The organism is Ramlibacter sp. bp-362 (assembly GCF_054956735.1).
On the sequence record NZ_JBUDXE010000006.1, the window covers coordinates 149,325 to 169,302 of the forward strand.

At 70.9% G+C, this 19,978-nt stretch carries 19 protein-coding genes; 10 read left to right on the plus strand and 9 right to left on the minus strand.

The features are described from left to right. Window positions 1-6: 6 nt before the first annotated feature. From ACY0MJ_RS10365 to ACY0MJ_RS10375, 3 genes are read right to left on the minus strand one after another with little or no spacing between them, the layout of a single operon-like run. Entirely contained in the window at window positions 7-312 is a 306-nt protein-coding gene (locus ACY0MJ_RS10365) for a DUF202 domain-containing protein (protein ID WP_462638339.1), read from the minus strand. Beyond that, a complete protein-coding gene (locus tag ACY0MJ_RS10370) occupies window positions 309-668 on the minus strand; it encodes a YidH family protein (protein WP_462638340.1) in 360 nt (119 codons plus the stop codon). The genes ACY0MJ_RS10365 and ACY0MJ_RS10370 overlap by 4 nt, the downstream gene beginning before the upstream one ends. Further along, a complete protein-coding gene (locus tag ACY0MJ_RS10375; protein WP_462638341.1) occupies window positions 665-1,561 on the minus strand; it encodes a LysR family transcriptional regulator in 897 nt (298 codons plus the stop codon). Before ACY0MJ_RS10375 ends, ACY0MJ_RS10370 begins: the two co-directional genes overlap by 4 nt. 75 nt (window positions 1,562-1,636) lie before the next feature. Between ACY0MJ_RS10375 and ACY0MJ_RS10380 the strand changes: the two genes are divergently transcribed. From ACY0MJ_RS10380 to ACY0MJ_RS10415, 8 genes are all read left to right on the plus strand, one after another. Continuing rightward, window positions 1,637-4,471 carry a molybdopterin oxidoreductase family protein gene (locus tag ACY0MJ_RS10380; protein WP_462638342.1) on the plus strand — a complete coding sequence of 945 codons (2,835 nt, stop codon included), beginning with the start codon at window positions 1,637-1,639 and terminating at the stop codon, window positions 4,469-4,471. Next, the gene (locus ACY0MJ_RS10385; protein WP_462638343.1) at window positions 4,468-5,142 is read left to right on the plus strand and encodes a 4Fe-4S dicluster domain-containing protein; all 675 of its coding nucleotides are present in this window, start codon (window positions 4,468-4,470) and stop codon (window positions 5,140-5,142) included. The genes ACY0MJ_RS10380 and ACY0MJ_RS10385 overlap by 4 nt, the downstream gene beginning before the upstream one ends. A gap of 1 nt (window position 5,143) precedes the next feature. Next, entirely contained in the window at window positions 5,144-6,070 is a 927-nt protein-coding gene (locus ACY0MJ_RS10390) for a dimethyl sulfoxide reductase anchor subunit family protein (protein WP_462638344.1), read from the plus strand. Between the two features lie 102 nt (window positions 6,071-6,172). After that, window positions 6,173-6,757, plus strand: coding sequence for a cysteine dioxygenase family protein (locus ACY0MJ_RS10395; RefSeq protein WP_462638345.1), 585 nt, complete (start codon window positions 6,173-6,175; stop codon window positions 6,755-6,757). Window positions 6,758-6,768: 11 nt separating this feature from the next. Further along, the gene (locus ACY0MJ_RS10400; RefSeq protein WP_462638346.1) at window positions 6,769-8,400 is read left to right on the plus strand and encodes a rhodanese-like domain-containing protein; all 1,632 of its coding nucleotides are present in this window, start codon (window positions 6,769-6,771) and stop codon (window positions 8,398-8,400) included. A gap of 26 nt (window positions 8,401-8,426) precedes the next feature. Then, window positions 8,427-9,851, plus strand: a complete 1,425-nt coding sequence (locus tag ACY0MJ_RS10405) for an FAD-binding oxidoreductase (protein WP_462638347.1) — start codon at window positions 8,427-8,429, stop codon at window positions 9,849-9,851. Further along, window positions 9,848-10,273, plus strand: coding sequence for a VOC family protein (locus ACY0MJ_RS10410; RefSeq protein WP_462638348.1), 426 nt, complete (start codon window positions 9,848-9,850; stop codon window positions 10,271-10,273). Before ACY0MJ_RS10405 ends, ACY0MJ_RS10410 begins: the two co-directional genes overlap by 4 nt. Window positions 10,274-10,341: 68 nt before the next feature. Then, complete coding sequence (locus ACY0MJ_RS10415) at window positions 10,342-11,391, plus strand: carbon-nitrogen hydrolase family protein (protein ID WP_462638349.1); 1,050 nt, start codon at window positions 10,342-10,344, stop codon at window positions 11,389-11,391. Here ACY0MJ_RS10415 and ACY0MJ_RS10420 read toward each other — a convergent pair. The 6 genes from ACY0MJ_RS10420 to ACY0MJ_RS10445 all read right to left on the minus strand — a co-directional run bounded on the left by ACY0MJ_RS10420 (window position 11,351) and on the right by ACY0MJ_RS10445 (window position 17,496). Next, the gene (locus ACY0MJ_RS10420; protein WP_462638350.1) at window positions 11,351-12,316 is read right to left on the minus strand and encodes a Bug family tripartite tricarboxylate transporter substrate binding protein; all 966 of its coding nucleotides are present in this window, start codon (window positions 12,314-12,316) and stop codon (window positions 11,351-11,353) included. The two genes, ACY0MJ_RS10415 and ACY0MJ_RS10420, sit on opposite strands and share 41 nt — an antisense overlap. Before the next feature lie 11 nt (window positions 12,317-12,327). Further along, complete coding sequence (locus tag ACY0MJ_RS10425) at window positions 12,328-13,284, minus strand: Bug family tripartite tricarboxylate transporter substrate binding protein (RefSeq protein ID WP_462638351.1); 957 nt, start codon at window positions 13,282-13,284, stop codon at window positions 12,328-12,330. A 22-nt stretch (window positions 13,285-13,306) separates the two neighbouring features. Next, a complete protein-coding gene (locus ACY0MJ_RS10430) occupies window positions 13,307-14,434 on the minus strand; it encodes a mandelate racemase/muconate lactonizing enzyme family protein (RefSeq protein WP_462638352.1) in 1,128 nt (375 codons plus the stop codon). 8 nt (window positions 14,435-14,442) lie between these two features. After that, window positions 14,443-15,933 carry a hypothetical protein gene (locus tag ACY0MJ_RS10435; RefSeq protein WP_462638353.1) on the minus strand — a complete coding sequence of 497 codons (1,491 nt, stop codon included), beginning with the start codon at window positions 15,931-15,933 and terminating at the stop codon, window positions 14,443-14,445. 6 nt (window positions 15,934-15,939) lie between these two features. After that, entirely contained in the window at window positions 15,940-16,785 is an 846-nt protein-coding gene (locus ACY0MJ_RS10440) for a GNAT family N-acetyltransferase (RefSeq protein ID WP_462638354.1), read from the minus strand. 96 nt (window positions 16,786-16,881) lie between these two features. Continuing rightward, window positions 16,882-17,496 carry a DUF2231 domain-containing protein gene (locus ACY0MJ_RS10445; RefSeq protein ID WP_462638355.1) on the minus strand — a complete coding sequence of 205 codons (615 nt, stop codon included), beginning with the start codon at window positions 17,494-17,496 and terminating at the stop codon, window positions 16,882-16,884. Between the two features lie 123 nt (window positions 17,497-17,619). Here ACY0MJ_RS10445 and ACY0MJ_RS10450 point away from each other — a divergent pair, with 123 nt between their 5' ends. Together ACY0MJ_RS10450 and ACY0MJ_RS10455 are read left to right on the plus strand one after the other, a co-directional pair. Further along, a complete protein-coding gene (locus ACY0MJ_RS10450; RefSeq protein ID WP_462638356.1) occupies window positions 17,620-18,144 on the plus strand; it encodes a carboxymuconolactone decarboxylase family protein in 525 nt (174 codons plus the stop codon). Between the two features lie 23 nt (window positions 18,145-18,167). Beyond that, a complete protein-coding gene (locus tag ACY0MJ_RS10455) occupies window positions 18,168-19,973 on the plus strand; it encodes a feruloyl-CoA synthase (protein WP_462638506.1) in 1,806 nt (601 codons plus the stop codon). Window positions 19,974-19,978: the final 5 nt, after the last annotated feature.

The following is a 19,978-nucleotide window of genomic DNA, read 5'->3' on the forward strand; positions in this document are numbered from 1 at the left end:
GCGAGCTCACGCCAGCACGCTCACCACCGCCGCCGCGCAAGCCACCCACACCGCCCCCACGAGCAGGAACGCGAAGCCCGCATGCGGTGCCCTGGGCGCCGATTCCAGCATCAGCATGCGCTGGCGGCGGTCGCCCACGAGGAACAGGATGACCGAGGCCAGCACCACCAGCCCGGCCACCGTCCACAGACCCGCCGAGTCCGCCTGCGCCGCCGCGCGCGCCAGCAGCGCGCCGTTGACGAACATCGCCAGCGCGGTGCGTCCCCAGGCGAGCGCGGTGCGCTCGGGCTGCAGTCCGGGATCGCGCTTCACTTCAGGCTGAACATCAGGCTCACCGCGAGCACGACGGCCACGCAGCCGACCATCGTCGCGAGCAGCACCGTCGCGCCCGTGGCAGGGAGCGGCCGCGCATGCCGCATCGCGATCTCGTTGCCCTTCCAGCGGTGGTAGGCGCTGGCGGCCAGCACCGCAGAGAGCAGGATGAGCGCGAGGGCGACGCCGACCAGCAGCCCGCGCGGCCGGATGTGGTCCGCGAACTGGTCCAGCAACACGCCGCCCGCGAGCACCGCCAGGGCGGTGCGGATCCAGGCGAGGAAGGTGCGCTCGTTCGCGAGGGTGAATCGGTAGTCGGGTTCGTTCCCGCTTTGCTGCCAGTCGGGTCGTTTCATGCAATGCAATGTTGAAGGAACACCTGCGACACGCTTCCCAGCCGCTTCGCGCGGTGCACGACGATGGACAGCGCGCGCTCCTGCGCCGGCAGGGGCGCCTGCACTTCGACCAGCCAGCCCTGCCGGATCGCGTCGGCCACCGCATGCCGTGACAGGCATCCCAGGCCCAGCCCCAGCGCCACCGCGCGCTTGACGGCCTCGTTGCTCCCGAGCTCCAGGTCCACCTTCAGTTCCCGCAGGTGCGGGATCAGCCAGCGGTCCGCGGCCTCGCGCGTGCCGGAGCCGCTTTCGCGCAGGATCCAGGAGGCTTGCGCGAGCTGCTCGATCGCAGTGGCCGTGCCGGCCAGCGGATGCCCGGGAGCCGCCACGATCGCCATGGAGTCGCTGCGCCACCTGCGCACCGTCAGGTCCGGGTGCGAGTGCTCGCCCTCGATGAAACCAACGTCCGCCGAGAAGGCCGCGACGGCCTCGAAGACCTGCTGCGTGTTGGTGATGCGCAGCTGGACCTGGCTGCGCGGATGCGCGACCTTCCAGCCGGCGAGGATGTCGGGCAGCAGGTACTCGCCGATGGTGTAGCTGGAGGCGAGCCGCAGCGGCGCCATGTGCGCCTCGGAGAACAGCGCCTGCGTCTCGATCGCCTGCTCCACGATGGCCGCGGCGTGCGGCAGCAGGGCGCGCCCGTTCTCGTTCAGCACCAGGCGCTTGCCGGCCCGGTCGAACAGTTGCACGCCGAGGGTGGCCTCGAGTTCGGCGAGGGCGGTGCTGGCGGCGGATTGCGAGCGGGCCACCTGGTCGGCGGCGGCGCGGGTGGAGCCTCCGCGCGCGACGGCGCTGAAGACTTCCAGCTGCCGGATCGTGAGGCGAACGCGCCCGGCGGGGCTTCCTGGGTCCATTGATCGATATTCCTGATTGGTTATATCTTAATTTCCCGTTTAGCAGTTCGAGGAGGGCGTCCTAGCATCCCCGCGATGTTCAAGTTCCTCGCGCGCGCGCCCCTGCACGACCCCACGGCCACCCACACGGCCCGCACGGAGGTGAAGACCACCACCTGCTACATGTGCGCCTGCCGCTGCGGCATCCGCGTGCACCTGCGCGAGGGCGAGGTCCGCTACATCGACGGCAACCCCGAGCATCCGCTGAACCAGGGCGTGATCTGCGCCAAGGGCAGCTCGGGGGTGATGAAGCAGAACTCGCCGGCGCGCCTGACGCAGCCGCTGCTGCGCAAGCCGGGCGCGGACCGCGGGGCCGGCGAATTCGAGCCCATCTCGTGGGAGCGCGCGTTCGACATCCTCACGGAGCGGCTCGCGCACCTGCGCGCCACCGATCCCAGGAAGTTCGCGCTGTTCACCGGCCGGGACCAGATGCAGGCGCTCACCGGCCTGTTCGCGCGCCAGTTCGGCACGCCCAACTACGCGGCGCACGGCGGCTTCTGCTCGGTGAACATGGCCGCCGGGATGATCTACACCGTGGGCGGCAGCTTCTGGGAGTTCGGCGGCCCGGACCTCGATCGCGCGAAGCTGTTCGTGATGATCGGCACGGCGGAGGACCACCACAGCAACCCGATGAAGATGGCGCTCGGCAAGTTCAAGCGCGCGGGCGGCCGCTTCATCTCGATCAACCCGGTGCGCACCGGCTATTCGGCGATTGCGGACGAATGGATCCCGATCCGCCCCGGCACCGACGGCGCGCTGTTCATGGCGCTGCTGCACGAACTGGTCCGCACGGACCTGGTCGACCGGCCCTTCCTGCAACGCTTCACCAACGCGCCGCAGCTCGTCGTGCTGGACGAGGGCGAGCGCGAAGGCCTGTTCGCCTTCGACCCGGCCGCGGGCCCTCCGGGCAACGGCCGCCATCCGCACAACAAGCTGGCCTGGGACCTCGCGAGCGGGACCGTGGTGCATGCCTACCCCGAGGGCGTGGAAGACGGTCGCGATCTGGCGCTCGAGGGCCACTACACGCTGCCGGACGGCACGCGGGTCGCCCCCGCCTTCCAGCTGCTGCGCGAGCGTGTCGCGTCCTGCACGCCCGAGTGGGCCGAGTCGATCACGGGCATTCCCGCCGGCCGCATCCGCCAGCTCGCGCACGAGCTGGGCGACACGGCGCTGCGCCAGGCCTTCGAGATTCCTGTTCCCTGGACGGATGCCTGGGGCAAGCGCCATCCGACCACGCAGGCGCGGCCGGTCGCCTTCCACGCGATGCGCGGCCTGGCGGCGCATTCCAACGGATTCCAGACGGTGCGGGCGCTGGCCGTCCTCATGAGCGTGCTGGGCACGATCGACGCGCCCGGGGGCTTCCGCCACAAGGCGCCTTACCCGCGCCACATCGTGCCGAACTACCGGGCCTTCAACGACCCGGCCATGGTGAAGCCGAACACGCCGCTCAACGCGGCGCCGCTCGGCTTCCCGGCCTCGCCGGAAGAACTGGCGGTGCACGCCGACGGCAGCCCGATCCGCATCGACCACGCCTTCTCCTGGGAGCACCCGCTCTCGGCGCACGGCCTGATGCAGAACGTGATCACCAACGCCACGCGCGGGGACCCCTACCGCATCGACACGCTGCTGATCTTCATGGCCAACATGGCGTGGAACTCCACCATGAACACGACGGCTGTGCGCGAGATGCTCAACGCGAAGGACGAGGGCGGCGAGTTCAAGATCCCCTTCCTGGTCGTCTGCGACGCCTTCCAGAGCGAGATGGTCGCCTTCGCGGACCTGGTGCTGCCCGACACGACCTACCTGGAACGGCACGACGTCATGAGCATGCTGGACCGGCCCATCTCGGAGTTCGACGGGCCGGTGGATTCCGTGCGCGTGCCGGTGGTGGAGCCCACGGGCCAGTGCAAGCCCTTCCAGGAGGTGCTGATCGAGCTGGCCTCGCGCCTGAAGTTTCCCGCCTTCACGAAGGAGGACGGCTCGCGCAAGTTCAAGGACTACCCCGACTTCATCGTCAACTTCCAGCCGCAGCCGGGCATCGGCTTCCTCATGGGCTGGCGCGGCAAGGACGGCACGCAGCACCTGCGCGGCGAGCCGAACCCGAAGCAGTGGGAGATGTACGCGCAGAACAACTGCGTCTTCCAGTACCACATGCCCGAGGACCAGCAGTTCATGCGCAACTGGAACCGGCCCTACCTCGACTTCGCGATGGAGAAGGGCTGGCGCCAGAGGAACGACCCGGTGCAGCTCGCCATCTATTCGGACACGCTCCAGACCTTCCGGCTCGCCGCCCAGGGCAAGACCTCGGGGCGGCAGCCGCCGGAGGCGCTGCGCGCGCGCATCGCGGAGTACTTCGATCCGCTGCCCTTCTGGTACCGCCCGCTGGAGGACGCCTGCACCGACGCCGAGGCCTACCCGCTCGCGGCGATCACCCAGCGGCCGATGGCGATGTACCACTCCTGGGATTCGCAGAACGCCTGGCTGCGCCAGATCCACAGCCACAACTACCTGCACGTGAATCCGGCCACCGCGCGGGCCGCGGGCGTCGCCGACGGCGGCTGGTGCTGGGTGGAAAGCCGCTGGGGCCGCGTGCGCTGCATGGTGCGTTACAGCGAGGCCGTGGAACCCGGCACGGTGTGGACGTGGAACGCCATCGGCAAGGCCAGCGGCGCCTGGGGCCTGGCGCCCGCCGCCGACGAATCGCGCAAGGGCTTCCTGCTCAACCACCTGATCACGGAGGAGCTCCCCTTCGGCGAAGGCCGCATCAGCAATTCCGACCCGGTGACCGGGCAGGCGGGCTGGTACGACGTGCGCGTGCGCATCCGCCCGGCCGACGGCGCGGACCACACCGCGGCGGAGCAGAAGCAATGAACCCCGACGACAACGAAAAGACCCTCGCCCGGCAGCTCGCGCTGGTCATCGACCTGAACGTGTGCGTCGGCTGCCATGCCTGCGTGACCTCGTGCAAGGAGTGGAACTCCGCCGGCGCCGCCGGCCCCCTGACCGACCTCAACGCCTATGGCGCCGGCCCCACCGGCACGTTCTTCAACCGCGTGCAGACCTACGAGGCCGGCAGCTTCCCCGAGACGGAGACGATCCACTTCCCCAAGAGCTGCCTGCACTGCGAGGAGCCGCCCTGTGTGCCGGTGTGTCCGACCGGCGCCAGCTACAAACGGGCGGAGGACGGCATCGTGCTGGTCGACTACGACAAGTGCATCGGCTGCAAGTACTGCAGCTGGGCCTGCCCCTACGGCGCGCGCGAGTTCGACGAGGAGCGCAAGGTCATGACCAAGTGCACCTTGTGCGTCGACCGCATCTACGACGAACTGCTGCCGCCGCAGGACCGCAAGCCCGCCTGCGTCAAGGCCTGCCCGACGGGTGCCCGCCTGTTCGGGGACGTGAAGGATCCGCAGTCGGAGGTGTCGCGCATCGTCCGCGAACGCGAGGGCTACCAGCTGATGCCGGAATGGGAGACCCGCCCGGCGAACCGCTACCTGCCGCGCAAGCGGACCGGCGCTCCCGTCGCCGAAGAGGAGGCGTGAGATGCGTCCGGCCTGGTCCATCCTCCTGTTCACGACCATAGCCGGCGCGGCGCAAGGCCTGGTGGTCGCGCTGGCCGTCGCCTGCCTCGCGGGCGCGGCCCTCGCTCCGGGCTTCCTGTCCACCGGGCTGTCGGTGGCGGCCTTGTTGCTGGTCGTGGCCTTGGTCGCTTCGTTCTTCCACCTGGGCCATCCGCTGCGTGCGTGGCGCGCGGCGCTCATGTGGCGCACCTCCTGGATGTCGCGCGAGGTGGTCGTGCTGCCAGCGTTCATCGCGCTGGTGGTGTTCTGGATCGCCACGCCGCGCACGGCCGGGACGCTGCAGGTGGTGCTCGCCGTCGCGGCGATCGTGCTGTCGCTCCTGCTGTGGTACTGCACGGCCATGATCTACGCCTGCCTGCGATTCATCCAGGAGTGGGCGCATCCGCTCACGATCGTGAACTACACGCTGATCGGGCTGGCGTCCGGGCTGGTGCTCGCGGGCGCGCTCGGGGTGCTGGCGGGCGAGGCGGCCTTCGTGGCCGGCGTCGCGCCCTGGGCCGCGGTCGCGACCTTGGTGGCCTGGGGAACGCGTGCGCTGGCCCTGCGCCGCAACGCACGGCTGAAGCCCAGGTCGACGCTCCAGAGCGCGACGGGCATCCGCAATCCGCAGCTCGCGCAGAAGGCGATGGGCATGACGGGCGGCTCCTTCAACACCCGCGAGTTCTTCCATGGCGCCTCGCTCGCGGTCGTGCGGCGCACGCGGGTGGTGTTCCAGGTGCTGGCGTTCGCGCTGCCTCTGCTGCTGCTCGTGCTGGCGATGCGAAGCGGTTCGGGCCTGCCGTGGCTGCTGGCCGTGCCGGTGCAATTCGCGGGCCTGTTGGCCGAGCGCTGGTTCTTCTTCGCGCAGGCGCGGCACCCGCAGAACCTCTATTACGAGGTGGTCTCGTGACGGAGCCCGTCGCCGTGTGCGCCTGATGGGCCGGGAGGCCTCCCCGCATTGATCCGGCGGGCCGGTCCACCTACAGTGGCGCCCTACCCGCAGGAGAAATGCTTGTCCACCATCGCCGAATCACGCAACGAGGCCGTGCAATCCGCCATCGGCCGCATGAAATCCATCCTGGAGCCCGGCGGCCCGGACCGCGCGAAGCTGCAGGAGGTGCTGGAAACCCTGCAGGAACTGGCCGCGAAGCGCGAACTCTGGAGCGAGTTCGCCGCGCCGGAACCGGGCGAGCACCAGAACCGCTACCTGATCGCGGAAGACCCCGACCAGGGCTACGCGCTGTACCTGAACGTCATGCGCCCCGGCAAGAAGATCGTCCCGCACGACCACACCACCTGGGCCTGCATCGCCGCGGTCGAAGGCACCGAGCACAACCGCGTGTACGAGCGCCTCGACGACGGGTCGCAGCCCGGCGTGGGGCGCCTGCGCGAGCGCGAATGCATCGTGGTCGCGCCCGGCACGGGCATCGCCCTCATGCCCGACGACATCCACTCGGTGGAGATCCGCGGCGACCAGGTGATCCGCCACCTGCACATGTACGGCCGCGCGCTGGAAACGCTGAATTGCCGCACCTCGTTCGACCTGGCCGCGGGCACCTGCAAGACGATGGACATCGGCGTGCAGACCCGTCGCTAGGCTGGACGCAAGTGGTCGCCAGCATTGCCCCCCGCGCCCTGAAGGCGTCGCTGCACGACGGCGGCGAGATCGCCCTGCTGGACGTGCGCGAGCACGGCCAGTTCGGCGAGTCGCACCTGTTCTACGCGGTGCCGCTGCCCTACAGCCGTCTCGAGCTGGACATCGCCCGGCTGGTGCCCCGCCGCGACGTGCGCTGCGTGGTCTGCGACAGCGGCGAAGCCGACAGCTTCGCCGTGGCGCGCCGCGCGGCCGGACGGCTGCGGGCGCTCGGCTGGCGCAACGTGGCGGTCCTCGAGGGCGGCACCCGCGCCTGGCGCGAGGCCGGCTACACGCTGTTCGCGGGCGTGAACCTGCCTTCGAAGACCTTCGGCGAACTGGCGGAGCACGCCTACCGCACGCCGCGCATTTCCGCGGACGACCTGGCCCGGGTGCTGGCGCGCGGCGAGCGCGTCGTCGTGCTGGACGGCCGGCCCGTGAGCGAGTTCCGCAAGATGAACATCCCCACGGCGCTGTGCTGCCCCAACGGGGAGCTGCCGTACCGCGTGAAATCCCTCGTACCGGACGAGAAGACGCCGATCGTCGTCAATTGCGCCGGCCGCACGCGCAGCATCATCGGCGCGCAGACGCTGATCAACCTGGGCATGCGCAACCCGGTGTACGCGCTGGAGAACGGCACGCAGGGCTGGTACCTGCGCGACCACCCGCTGGAGCACGGCGGCACGCGCGCCTATGCGCCCGACAGCGGCACGCCCGCATTGCGCGAGAACGCGCAGCAGCTGGCGCAGCGCTTCGGCGCCGGCACGGTCGATGCGGCCACGGTGCGTGCATGGGCGGCGCAGGAGGACCGCACGCTCTACCTGTGCGACGTGCGCACGCCCGAGGAGTTCGCGCGCGGCAGCCTGCCGGGCGCGCAGCACACGCCCGGCGGCCAGCTGCTGCAGGCCTTCGACCAGTACGTCGGCGTCCGCGGCGCCCGCCTGGTGCTGTTCGACGACGACGGCGTGCGCGCGCCGACGGTCGCGAGCTGGCTGCGGCAGATGGGGCACGAGGCCTGGGTGCTGCAGGACGGCTTGCAAAGCGGCCTCGCGCTCGCCCCGGCCGGCCTGCCGGACGCACCGGCGCCGGGGCGCATCGGCGTGGCCGACGCGGCGCGGCTCGCGCAGCGCGGCGAACTCGCGATCCTCGACCTGCGCGGCAGCATGGAATTCCGCAAGGCGCACGCCGCCGGCGCGACCTGGGCGACCCGCCAGCGCCTGCAGCAGGCGCTGCGCGACGAGCGCCGCCAGGTGGCGATCGTCGCCGACGATCCCGCAGCGGCGGGGTGGGCGGTGCAAACCGACTGGCCCGCCGGACTCGAGCGCCCGCGGCTCGTGGAAGGCGGCTTCTCCGCGTGGCGCGAAGCGGGCCTGCCGGTGGAGTCCACCGCCGGCGTGCCGCCGGATGCCGACTGCATCGACTTCCTGTTCTTCGTGCACGACCGGCACGACGGCAACAAGGAGGCAGCGCGGCGCTACCTCGAATGGGAAACCGGCCTGGTGGCGCAGCTCGATGGGCAGGAGATCGCGGGCTTCCGGCTGCCGGAACCCGGAAGCATTGCCATTGGAAACAACATTGGAAAAACCCGCCCGCGTCGCCTACCTTGAGTTCCCCCAACCCCAGGAGAACGACCATGGCGGAATCAGGTGGCGGCGTTGCGGCGCGGTCGAGCGCCGGTGTGGGCGAGGAGGCGCTGGCGGCATTGCGGCCGCTCGTGCGCGGCCGGGTCGCCGAGCCCGGCTCGGATGAGTACGAGCAGGCGCGCACCGTCTGGAACGGCATGATCGACCGCCATCCGGCGGTGTCGGTGCGCTGCGTCGGCGCTGCCGACGTGATGAGCGCGATCCGCTTCGCGCGCAAGAACAACCTGGCCGTGGCCGTGCGCGGCGGCGGCCACAACATCGCCGGCAGCGCCGTGGGCGAGGGCGGCCTGCAGATCGACCTGTCGCTCATGAAGTCGGTGCGCATCGACCCGGAGCGCCGCATCGCACGTGTCGAGCCTGGCGCCACGCTCGGCGACTTCGATCGCGAGGCGCAGGCCTTCGGCCTGGCCACGCCGCTGGGGATCAACTCGACCACGGGCGTGGCGGGCCTGACCCTCGGCGGCGGCTTCGGATGGTTGAGCCGCAGCCTGGGCCTGTCGATCGACAACCTGCTGTCGGCGGACGTGGTCACCGCCAGCGGCGAACTCGTCACCGCCAGTGCGGCCGAGAACGCGGACCTGTTCTGGGGCCTGCGGGGCGGCGGCGGCAATTTCGGCGTGGTCACCTCCTTCGAGTTCAGGCTGCACCCGGTGGGACCGAACGTGTTCGCCGGGCTCGTCGTCCACCCGCTCCCGGCCGCCAAGGAAGTGCTGCGGTTCAAGCGGGAGTTCGCCGCCCAGGCGCCCGACCAGCTGGTCTGCTGGTTCGTGCTGCGGCAGGCGCCGCCCCTTCCTTTCCTGGCACCCGAATGGCATGGCAAGGAGGTCCTGGCGCTGGCCGTCTGCTACAACGGCGATGCCGAGGAGGGCGCGCGCCTCACCGAGCCGCTGCGCAAGTTCGGCCAGCCGATCGCCGATACCGTCGGGCCGGTGCCCTATGCGGCGTGGCAGACGCTGCTCGATCCGCTGCTGACGCCGGGCGCGCGCAACTACTGGAAGTCGCACGATTTCACCGGGCTGCCGGATGGCCTGCTCGACGTGCTGGTCGATTACGCGAGCCGCATCCCCGACCCGCAGACCGAGATCGCATGTGCCCAGCTCGGCGGGGCGGTGGGCCGGGTGGCGCGCACGGCCACGGCCTACAACCACCGCGACGGCCAGTACGTGATGAACGTGCACGGCCGCTGGTCCGACCCGTCCAAGGACGAGGAGTGCATCCGCTGGGCCCGGGCGCTGTGGCAGGCGGCGGCGCCCTTCGCCACCGGCAGCGTGTACGTCAACTTCCTCACGCAGGATGAAGGGGACCGGGTGCGCGAAGCCTACGGCGAAAACTACGAGCGGCTGGTGGCGCTGAAGAACAAGTACGACCCGAAGAACATGTTCGGCATCAACCAGAACATCCAGCCCAGCCTGTGACGACGACGTCGCGGGACGCGCGCGACCAGCGCCCGGCGGCGATCGAGGCCATCAGCGCCGTGACGCTTGCCACGCACGACATGGCCCGGGCGGTCCCCTTCTACCAGGCGCTCGGCTTCGCGCTGCGCTACGGCGGCCCGGGCGCATCGTTCACGAGCTTCAGCGCCGGCAACGCCTGCCTGAATCTCACGACCGAGGGCAGCGAGCGTGCCTGGTCGTGGTGGGGCCGCCTGATCTTCCACGTGCCGGACGTCGACGGGGCCTACCGGCGCGCCATGGAATGCGGGTTCATGCCGCAGGCGCCGCCGCGCGATGCGAGCTGGGGCGAGCGCTTCTTCCATCTCGCCGACCCGGACGGGCACGAGCTCAGTTTCGCAACGCCGCTGGCGCGGCTGGGGAGGGAGGCGCCTGCGCGCGCGTGACGGGCCGGAACCCGCGAGGCGTACCATGCGGGGAACGCGGCCGTGCGCGGCCGCACAGGAGTCCTCGCATGAACCTGCCCGTCGTCAAGGTCGCCGCGGCGCACGCCGCACCCGTCTACATGGACGCAGCGGCGACGGCGAAGAAGGCCGTCTCGCTGATCGACGAGGCCGCGCGCAACGGCGCGGAGCTCGTGGTCTTCCCCGAGTCGTACATCCCCGGCTTTCCCGTCTGGGCGGCGCTCTGGGCGCCGATCTACAACCACGAGCGCTTCAAGCGCATGGTCGCCAACAGCGTCCTGGTCGACGGCCCGGAGATCGCCGCCGTGGCCGACGCGGCGCGGCGCAACGGCGTGTTCGTCTCGCTCGGCTTCAGCGAGTCATCCCGCGTCAGCGTCGGCTGCATCTGGAACTCCAACGTCCTGATCGGCGACGACGGCAGCCTCCTCAACCACCATCGCAAGCTGGTGCCGACCTTCTACGAAAAGATGGTCTGGGCCGCCGGCGACGGCCACGGGCTGCGGGTCAGCGACACGCGCATCGGCAAGATCGGCGCGCTGATCTGCGGCGAGAACACCAATCCGTTGGCGCGCTACGCGCTGGCCGCGCAGGGCGAGCAGATCCACATCTCGGCCTGGCCCGCCATCTGGCCGACGCGCCCGCCAGGATCGTCCGGCGGCAAGAACTTCGACAACGTGGCCGCCAACCGGATCCGGGCGAGCGCGCAGTGCTTCGAGGCGAAGGTGTTCGGCATCCTGAACGCCGGCTTCATGGACCGCGTGATGCTGGATTCCCTGCTGGACGGCGCCGACCCGCAGGCCGCCGAGGTGCTGCACAACACGCCGCGCGCGGCGACGCAGTTCATCGACCCCACGGGATCGCCCGTCGGCGACACCCTGCGCGAGGAAGAGGGCATCGCCTATGCGACCTTCGACCTTGCGGATTGCATCGAGCCGAAGCAGTTCCACGACATCGTGGGCTACTACAACCGGTTCGACGTGTTCGACCTGTCGGTCGATCGTCGCCGGCTCGTGCCGGCGACGTTTTCGCGCGATCCCGAACCGGACGCTGCGCGCCCCTTCAGTTCGGCGTCGCCCCCACCGCCTTCGCCACCCGCTTGATCTTCGCGACCTCCTCGGCCAGCAGCGTGCGCAGTTCCTCCGGCGTGCCGGTGGCCGCGTCGGTGCCCAGCTTGAGGAATTGCGCCTGCACTTCGGGCAGCGCCATCGCCTTGCGGATCTCCGTGTTGAGCCTCGCGACCACGGGCGCCGGCATCCCGGCGGGGCCCACCACCGCCTGCCAGGTGGAGAAGGAGAACCCGGGCTGGCCCGACTCCGCGATGGTCGGCACCTCGGGCGCGATCGCGGTGCGCTGCGGCGTCGCCACCGCGATGGCGTCGAGCTTGCCGCCCTTCACCTGCGCGATGACGTCGGAGATGTTGGCGAACATCACGTGCGCCCGCCCGGCCAGCAGGTCCTGCATCGCCGGCGCGCCGCCCTTGTAGTGCACGGTGGTCCACTGCAGCCCCGCGGCCTGCGCGAACTGTTCACCCGAGAGACGGGTGAGCGTGGTCGGGCCGGGAGAAGCCATGTTCAGCTGGCCGGGGTGCGCCTTCGAGTAGGCGACCAGGTCCTTCAGGTTCTTGATGCCGAGCGAAGGCGTCGTCACCACCATGATCGGCACGGTCGCGACCAGCGACACGGGCGTGAAGTCCTTCAGCGGGTCCCACGCGAGCTTGTCGAAAAAGGCCGGCGCGGCGGCGAAGGACGTGGCGGCCATCAGCAGCGTGTAGCCGTCGGGCGCCGCGTGGGCCACCGTCTCCGCCGCGATGTTGCCGCTGGCGCCGGCGCGGTTCTCCACGATGATGGTCTGTCCGAGCGCCTGCGACAGCTTGGCGCCGAGGATGCGCGCCGCGAGGTCGGTCGAGCCGCCGGGCGGAAAGCCGACCAGCAGGCGGATGGGATGGTCCGGCCAGGTTTGCGCGTGGGCGGGCGGTGCCGCCCAGGCGAACAGGGCGCAGGCGGCGAGGACGATGGACTTGAGCATGGCGTTCTCCGTCACTGGGGTTGGATGGCGGCCGCCTTCGCGACGCGGTGCCAGGTGGCGATGTCCTGCCGCAGGAAGGCGCCGAGCGCCTCGGGCGTGCCGGGCACCACGTTCATGCCCATGCTGGCGAGCTTGTCCTTCACGTCCGGCTGCGCGAGAGCGGCCGCGGTGTCGCGCGCGATCTTCTGCAGCACGGCGGGCGGCGTGCCCGCCGGCGCGAACAGGGCCTGCCACACGAAGGTGTCCACCTGCGGCGCGACGGTCTCGGCGAGCGTCGGCACGTCGGGCAGCATGGGCGCTCGCTGCGCCGTGGTCACAGCGAGCGCGCGCAGCTTGCCGGCCTGCACGTAGCTGGTCGCCTCGACCACGTTGACGATCATGGCCTGCACCTGGCCGGCGAGCACCGCCTGCAGCGCGGGCGCGCCGCCGTTGTACGGGACCATGACGACATCGGTGCCCGTCGCCTGCTTCACCAGCTCGAAGGTCATGCGCTGCCCGCTGGCGGCGCCCGGCGCGGCGAAGTTCAGCTTGCGCGGGTTCGCTCGCGCATAGGCGATGAACTCGCCGATGGTCTTCGCCGGCACGTCGGGGTGCACGACCAGCACGTTGGGGATGGTGGACACCATCGTGACCGGCGCGAGATCCCGAAGGGCGTCGTACTGCAGCTGCGCGAAGACGCTGGGGCTGATCGACAGCGCCGTCGTCGCGAGCAGCAGCGTGTGGCCGTCCGGCGGCGCCTTGGCGACGTAGGTCGTGCCGATGTTGGCGCCGGCGCCCGGCTTGTTCTCCACCACCACGGGCTGCCCCCAGGCCACCGCGAGCTTGGAGGCGAGCAGGCGGGCGCTGATGTCGGTGGACCCGCCCGGCGGGAAGGCCACCACCAGCTTCACCGGGTGGTCGGGGAAGGCGGGCTGTGCCTGGACCAGCGAGGTCGCGGCCAGCAGCAGGACGGCGATCAGCTTGCGCATGGCGGAGCTCCTTTCGTGCGTTTCAGGAAAGCGGCAGGGCGAAGCGCCGCACCTTGTCCTCGTCCACCACCACTCCCAGCCCGGGCGCGGTGGGCACGTAGGCGACCTGGTCGCGCACCGGCAGGGGCTCGGCCAGGTAGTCCTCGGCGATGAACTGCGGCCCGTTCAGGTCCACCGGCAGGCGGATGCCGTAGGCGGCGAACAGGTGGACCGACGCCGCGAAGCCGATCGGCGCGTCCATGAGCCCGGAGCCCACCAGCGTGAGGCCGGCGTTCAGCGCCAGGTCGCACATCTGCCGCGCGTAGTGCAGGCCGCCGACCTTGGACACCTTGATCGCCAGGCCTTCCACGGCCTCGCGGCGGATCAGGTCGATCACGAAGGGCAGGCCGACGGCTGCCTCGTCCAGCGCGATGGTGAGGCTGCTGGCCGACAGCAGCTTCTTCATCGCGTAGGCGTCGTTCATGGCCACCGGCTGCTCGAAGAGCGTGATGCCCAGCGGCTCCATCGCCCGGCACATGCGCAGCGCCTCCTCCAGCGTGTAGCCCTGGTTCGCGTCGGCCCACACGTAGCCGCCGTGCGCGGACTGCACGACGGCCTTCACGATCTCGGCATCGACTTCCTTGTGGTGGCCCACCTTCACCTTGAAGCCGCGGTAGCCCTGCGCGTGCGCTTCCTCGGTGATGCGCGCCGCCTCCTCGGGGCTGCCGGCGGAAACGAGCCGCGCCAGCGGCACGCTGTCCGCGCGCTTCGCGCCCAGCCAGCTCTGCACGTTGATGCCCAATCGCTTGCCGATCAGGTCGTGCACCGCCAGGTCGATGGCGCACTTCGCGATCGGCTGGCCCGGGTCCAGGCCGACCGCCAGCTCCTGGTTCATGCGCGCGTGCAGTCCGGCGATGTCGAACACGTCGTGGCCGATGACGGCCGGCGCGAGATAGTTGCGCAGCGAGCTGACGCAGGACTCCAGCGTCTCCGCCGACCAGCGCCGTGACGGCCCGGACTCGCCCCAGCCGACGTTGCCGTCGCTGTCGGTCACCTTCACGAGCGCGACCCGCTTGCCTTCTTCCAGGCTGCGCGACGGGCCGCGCGGCAATGTCAGGACGCCCTTGAGCGGCAGGCGGACCGGGAAGACCTCGACGGAGGCGATGTGCATGGCAGGCGTCAGCGGTAGTTGATGAACACGGGACTGGCCCAGGCGATGTGGCCGTTCTTCTGGCGCGCGCGCAGGTACACGTGCGAACGCCCGGCGGGCACGTCCAGCGTGCAGCGGCCTTCCAGCGAGGAAGACGCGCGCGGCAGCAGCCGGTGCCATTGGTAGCCTTCCTTCGGGAAGCCGCCGGTGAACAGGTTGCGCGAGCCGGCGTGCAGGTCGGCCAGTCGGCTCGACGAGCGCTGGGCGACCGGCTGTTGCAGCGCCAGGTGCAGCACGGTGTCGGCGCTGCCTTCGAGCTCCAGCACCACGCTCTGGTTCGGGTTCTCGCGGTAGGCGTTCTGCCGCGCCGTGTAGGAGCGGATGTCCAGCGCGCTGTCGCCATCCGGCACGAAGCGATGGCGGCGCTGCTCGTCGAAGGGCATGGACTGCAGGCAGGGGAAGAAGCGCAGGATGCGGCCCCGCTCGACCTCGACGCGCATCGCCCAGTCGCAGATGCGATCGAGCGCCAGCGCGCCCCAGGGCCCCCAGCCCCATTCCAGCCGCACCTGCACCGGCGCGCCGAAGGTGTCCGGCAGCGGCACCGCTTCCTCGGGGTACGCGCGATGCACGGTGCGGCCGTCCTGCAGGATCTCCACCACGTCCAGCTCGTCGCGCCCGTGCACGCGGAAGCGCGCCTCCACCGTGCGGCCCGCCTCGATGGTGGATCCCATGGGCGCGCCCTCCACCTCGAACTCGACTTCGATGCGGTCGCCCGTGAGCGCGTACGTGCGCCGCGCGTTGATCGCCTCGAAGATGCCTTCGCGCGTGAAGTCGCGTACCAGCGCCGCCATCAGGCCTTCGCCGTAGGCGCCGGGAAAGCCCGCGTGATCGTCGGACGAGCCGACGAAGCCGAAGCGCAGCCCCGCCTCCAGGCCGGAGCGGGCCGTGTTGGAGGTCTGCCGCCCGCCCATCGAGTGGCTGAAGTAGGTGAGAGGCCCGCGGTCCTCTTCGCCGTTGCCGTGCTCGGAGTAGATCTCGACGACCGGCGTGCACTCCTCGCAGAAGCACTCCCAGTTCACGCCGCGGTTGCCGCTGGGATAGGCGAGGTGGTGCGGGATCATCAGCGCCCGGTGCTCGCGGCAGAAGCGCCGCAGCTCGCGCGGATCGGCCGTGTAGTGCAGCGGCCGGTGGTCGTCGGGGAACACGACGCACTGGTCGCCCCAGTGCGAGGAATGCCACTCGAAGCCCAGGAAGGCGCAGAACGCGCCGTCGCGGTTGCCGTCGGCGATCACCTGCTGCACGCGCGGCCAGGTGTCCTTCAGGCGCCTGAAGCCCTCGATCCAGTGGCGCTCGCGCCCGCCCTCCATCTGCGGCATGTCGTGCCAGCTGGAATGGCCGGTGAAGGCGAAGAAGTCCAGGTGCGTGCGGGCGATCTCCAGCGAGCGTTCGATCGAACCGACGCCGTAGCCGTGGGCGTTGTGGTTGTGGATGTCGCCGTAGAGGATGCGGAAGGGGCGCATGCCTGCTCAGCCCAGCTCGGGACCGGCGATCGCCATCATCAGCCCGGCGTCGCCGAAGGTGCGGCTGGCGTCGAGCGCCATGCGGGTGTAGCCGCGCTCGACGGCGAAGCCGGCGTGCATGAGCTGCTCGCGCAGCGCTTCGTGGCAGTCCAGCGCGTCGACCAGCACCGGCGCCTGCACGCGCTCGAGCGCATGCGCGAGCAGGGCGGCCGTCGCGTGCGGATCGCGCGCGACCACCGGCCCGACCTGCGTGGCCTGGCGGCCATCGCGCCCGAGCAGGAAACCCACGATGCGGCCGTCGCGGACCGCGACGCAGGCAAACCGGCGCGAGCGGACGTGCAGGCGCCGGAGCACTGCGGCGCGCGGCGAACCGAATGCCTGCGCATCCAGGGCGTCGACCTCGGGCCAGTCGTTCTCGTCGAAGGGCCGCACCGTCACGCCGGCGTCCGCCTGCGGCGGTGTCGCGCGCGCAGGCGCGCCGAGCCGCCACCGCGTGATCGCCCAGCCATCACGGAACCCCAGCGGCTGGTAGACCGTGCGGCCCGCGGGCGTGGCATCGAGCACCGGCACCAGGCCGCGCCGGCGCAACTGCGCGATGCTGTGTTCCAGCAGGCGCGTCGCGAGGCCCTGGCGCCGATGGGCCCTGGCCACGAGCACCATGCTGATCCAGCCGAAGCCGGTGAAGGGGAGGGTGGCCGCCGTGGCGATCACCCGGCCGGCCGCGTCGTGGATGGCGAAGGCGGCGCCCAGCTCGTTGAACAGCTGCCAGTCGGCCGCCACCTGGTTCCAGCCCGCCTCGACGACCAGGGCGAGGGCGCCGTCCAGGTCGGCCGGTTGGAGAGGCTGGGGCATCCGGCGCAGTCTAGGACTGCGAACCGGGGCGGCCATCGGGGATGTCCCGATGGCGCTTCGCGGGCCGGCGTCGGGCCGGCCAGGCGATAGGGGGCGCTATTCCCGCGGGTTCTGCGGGCCGCCGGCGGAGGGACGCTCCTCGCGCCGCTCGCGCGCCGCGCGCTCGCTGTCCGTCGCGAAGGCGTGGTCGCCGCGCATGGCCGGCGTGGCACCCGTCTTGCGCGTGCCGCTGACCGTTCCCCAACGCTCGTTCGCCGCCGCCTGCCCCATCTCCTCGGCATGCACCGCCACGCCCGCCTCGTACACCATCTTCCCGCCCAGCCAGCCGGACACCAGCAGCATCAGGATGGCGACGATGGACAGCACCAGTTCCGCGCCCGCGGGCGCCGCGCCGCCGTCGTCCCGGCGCATGAAGGCGTTGATGATGTAAAGCACGACGATGGTGAGGTTCAGCGCCATGTGCTTCACGGCCGTCGGTGCAATGGGCGTGTGGCGGATCGAGAGCAGGTCCACCAGGCCCGGAAGCGCCGCTGCGAGCGCGCCGATGATGCCGCCCACCATCGCGTAGAACGAGGCCGCCGCCCAGGTCTCGGGGTTGGCCGAGCCGCGCGCGATGAAGTCGCACACCAGCGAGAAGATCCAGAGCCCGATCGGGATGGTCACCAGCATGGGGTGGATGGGGTGGCCGGCGATTTGTGCAGGGGTACGCATGGTTCTTCCTTTCCAGAGCCTTGCGGGACACTGTGGGACGACTGCGGCGCCATGGACGTAGGATCGCTCTTGGATCACCATCCGGCGCCGTCCTGCGCCGAGCAACCATCCGACTGAACCGCCATGCAATCCCGCCTGCACCTGCCCACCCCCGATGAGATGACCCCAGCCCAGCGGGCGATCCACGACTCCGTGCTGCGCACGCGCGGCAACGTCCAGGGACCCTTCCTCGCCTGGATGCTCAGCCCGGGCCTCGCCGACCCCGCCCAGCAGCTCGGCGCCTTCTGCCGCTACGGCACCTCGCTGTCGCTGGAGGAATCGGAACTGCTGATCCTGCTGGTGGCCGCCCGATACGACTGCGCGGGCGAGCAGCAGATCCACGAGCCGATCGCGCGCAAGGCAGGACTCTCCGACGAGGTCGTGACCGCCATCCGCGCGCAGCGAACACCGTCCCTCGCAACACCGCGCCTGCGCCTCATCGCCGAAGTCGCGGGCGAGCTGCTCGCCACCAACAAGATCCCCGATGCGCATTACGCGCGCGCCGTGGCGCAGCTCGGGGAAACCACGCTGGTCGAACTGGTCGGCATCGTCGGCTACTACGCGCTGGTAGCCTATACGCTCAACGCGTTCGACATGCGGGTCGGCTGAACGAAAGGAGAGAGGTGCACATGATGGAATCGGATGCTCCCTTCGGCGACGTGCAGGCGCTCGCGCCCGCGCGCGTGCTGCGCGAGGACCGCGAGGACGGCAGCTTCGTGCTGCGCCACCCCGAGCCGCTGCAGCCCTTCGTGCGCTGCATCGGCGACTGGCTGGAGCACTGGGCCGCCACCACGCCGGACACCCTGTTCCTGTGCGAGCGCGACGCGAACGGCGATTGGCGCCAGCTCACCTATGCCCAGGTGCGCGCGCAGGTCGGCCGCATCGCCCAGGGCCTGCTCGACGCGCGCCTGCCCGGCCAGCAGCCCGTGGTGATCCTCTCCGACAACGCCATCGACGCGGCCCTGCTCGGCCTGGCGGCGATGCACGTCGGCCGGCCCTTCTGCACCGTCTCCAGCGCCTACTGCCGCATGACCAAGGACTTCGGCAAGGTCGCCGCCATCCTCGAGCAGCTGGCCCCGGCGCTGGTCTACGCCTCCGACGGCGCCGTGTACGGCCCGGCCGTGCGGGCCTGGGGCGGCAAGGCGCCCGTCGTGTTCAGCCAGAACGCGGGCGAGGTGCCGGGCGCGCGCAGCTTCCAGGCACTTTCCGAAGGCATCGAATCCCCGGCGGTGCTGGAAGCCTTCGCGCGCGTGCGGCCCGGGCACCACGCCAAGTACCTGCTGACCAGCGGGTCCACCGGCCAGCCCAAGGTGGTGATCAACACGCACCGCATGCTGTGCGCCAACCAGCAGCAGATCGCGCAGGTGTGGCCTTTCCTGAACCGCCACCGCATGGTGCTGCTGGACTGGCTGCCCTGGAGCCACACCTTCGGCGCCAACCACAACTTCAACATGGTGCTGGCCCACGGCGGCACGCTCTACATCGACGACGGCCGGCCGGCGCCGGGCCTGGTGGAGCGCACGCTGCGCAACCTGCGCGAGGTGCGGCCCAACTTCCACTTCAACGTGCCGCGCGGCTTCGACATGCTGCTGCCCTTCCTGGAGCAGGACGAAGCCTGCGCCCGCGACGTGCTGGGCAACATGGAAGGCGTCTTCTACGCCGGCGCGGCCCTGCCGCAAAGCCTGTGGACCCGGCTGGAGGCCGTGGCGGCGCGCGTGCGCGAGCGTCCGCTCTGGTTCACCTCGGCCTGGGGCGCCACCGAAACGGCGCCGGCGATCACCACCGTGCACTGGCGCATCCGCGCGGCCGGCTGCCTGGGGCTGCCGCTGCCCGGCGCGGAACTGAAATTCGTGCCCAACGGCGGCAAGCTGGAGATGCGCGCCCGCGGGCCCAACGTGTTCCCCGGCTACCTGCGCCAGCCCGCACTGACGCAGGCCGCCTTCGACGAGGAGGGTTACTACCTGATCGGCGACGCCGGCCAGCTGGTGGACCCGGCCGACCCGGCCGCGGGCGTCGCCTTCGACGGGCGCGTGGCCGAGGACTTCAAGCTCACCACCGGAACCTGGGTGAGCGTGGGCACGCTGCGTCCGCGCATCGTGAGCGCGCTCGCGCCGCACGTGGCCGACGTGGTGATCACCGGCCACGAGCGCGCGGAGATCGGCCTGCTGGTGTTCCCCACGCCGCAGGCGAAGCAGCTGCCCGAGCGCGAGCTGGCCGGCCACATCGCCGCCGTGCTCGGCCGCCTGGCCACGCAGGGCGGGGGCTCCTCACAGTGCCCCACGCGCGCGCTCGTGCAGGCCGAGCCGCCGAGCACCGACGCGGGCGAGATCACCGACAAGGGGTACATCAACCAGCGCGCCGTGCTGGCCCGCCGCGCCGCCGACGTGGCGGCGCTTTACGATGACGCCGACGCGCGCGTGATCCGCGCGCAACGCTGACGAGA

What these genes read in the sequence shown, in the direction of transcription:
- ACY0MJ_RS10445 (WP_462638355.1), bottom strand. Translation starts at nt 17,496, where the DNA reads ATGCGTACCCCTGCACAAATCGCCGGCCACCCCATCCACCCCATGCTG.
- ACY0MJ_RS10435 (WP_462638353.1), bottom strand. Translation starts at nt 15,933, where the DNA reads ATGCGCCCCTTCCGCATCCTCTACGGCGACATCCACAACCACAACGCC.
- ACY0MJ_RS10390 (WP_462638344.1), top strand. Translation starts at nt 5,144, where the DNA reads ATGCGTCCGGCCTGGTCCATCCTCCTGTTCACGACCATAGCCGGCGCG.
- ACY0MJ_RS10455 (WP_462638506.1), top strand. Translation starts at nt 18,168, where the DNA reads ATGGAATCGGATGCTCCCTTCGGCGACGTGCAGGCGCTCGCGCCCGCG.
- ACY0MJ_RS10430 (WP_462638352.1), bottom strand. Translation starts at nt 14,434, where the DNA reads ATGCACATCGCCTCCGTCGAGGTCTTCCCGGTCCGCCTGCCGCTCAAG.
- ACY0MJ_RS10380 (WP_462638342.1), top strand. Translation starts at nt 1,637, where the DNA reads ATGTTCAAGTTCCTCGCGCGCGCGCCCCTGCACGACCCCACGGCCACC.
- ACY0MJ_RS10425 (WP_462638351.1), bottom strand. Translation starts at nt 13,284, where the DNA reads ATGCGCAAGCTGATCGCCGTCCTGCTGCTGGCCGCGACCTCGCTGGTC.
- ACY0MJ_RS10370 (WP_462638340.1), bottom strand. Translation starts at nt 668, where the DNA reads ATGAAACGACCCGACTGGCAGCAAAGCGGGAACGAACCCGACTACCGA.
- ACY0MJ_RS10440 (WP_462638354.1), bottom strand. Translation starts at nt 16,785, where the DNA reads ATGCCCCAGCCTCTCCAACCGGCCGACCTGGACGGCGCCCTCGCCCTG.
- ACY0MJ_RS10385 (WP_462638343.1), top strand. Translation starts at nt 4,468, where the DNA reads ATGAACCCCGACGACAACGAAAAGACCCTCGCCCGGCAGCTCGCGCTG.
- ACY0MJ_RS10415 (WP_462638349.1), top strand. Translation starts at nt 10,342, where the DNA reads ATGAACCTGCCCGTCGTCAAGGTCGCCGCGGCGCACGCCGCACCCGTC.
- ACY0MJ_RS10375 (WP_462638341.1), bottom strand. Translation starts at nt 1,561, where the DNA reads ATGGACCCAGGAAGCCCCGCCGGGCGCGTTCGCCTCACGATCCGGCAG.
- ACY0MJ_RS10405 (WP_462638347.1), top strand. Translation starts at nt 8,427, where the DNA reads ATGGCGGAATCAGGTGGCGGCGTTGCGGCGCGGTCGAGCGCCGGTGTG.
- ACY0MJ_RS10450 (WP_462638356.1), top strand. Translation starts at nt 17,620, where the DNA reads ATGCAATCCCGCCTGCACCTGCCCACCCCCGATGAGATGACCCCAGCC.
- ACY0MJ_RS10420 (WP_462638350.1), bottom strand. Translation starts at nt 12,316, where the DNA reads ATGCTCAAGTCCATCGTCCTCGCCGCCTGCGCCCTGTTCGCCTGGGCG.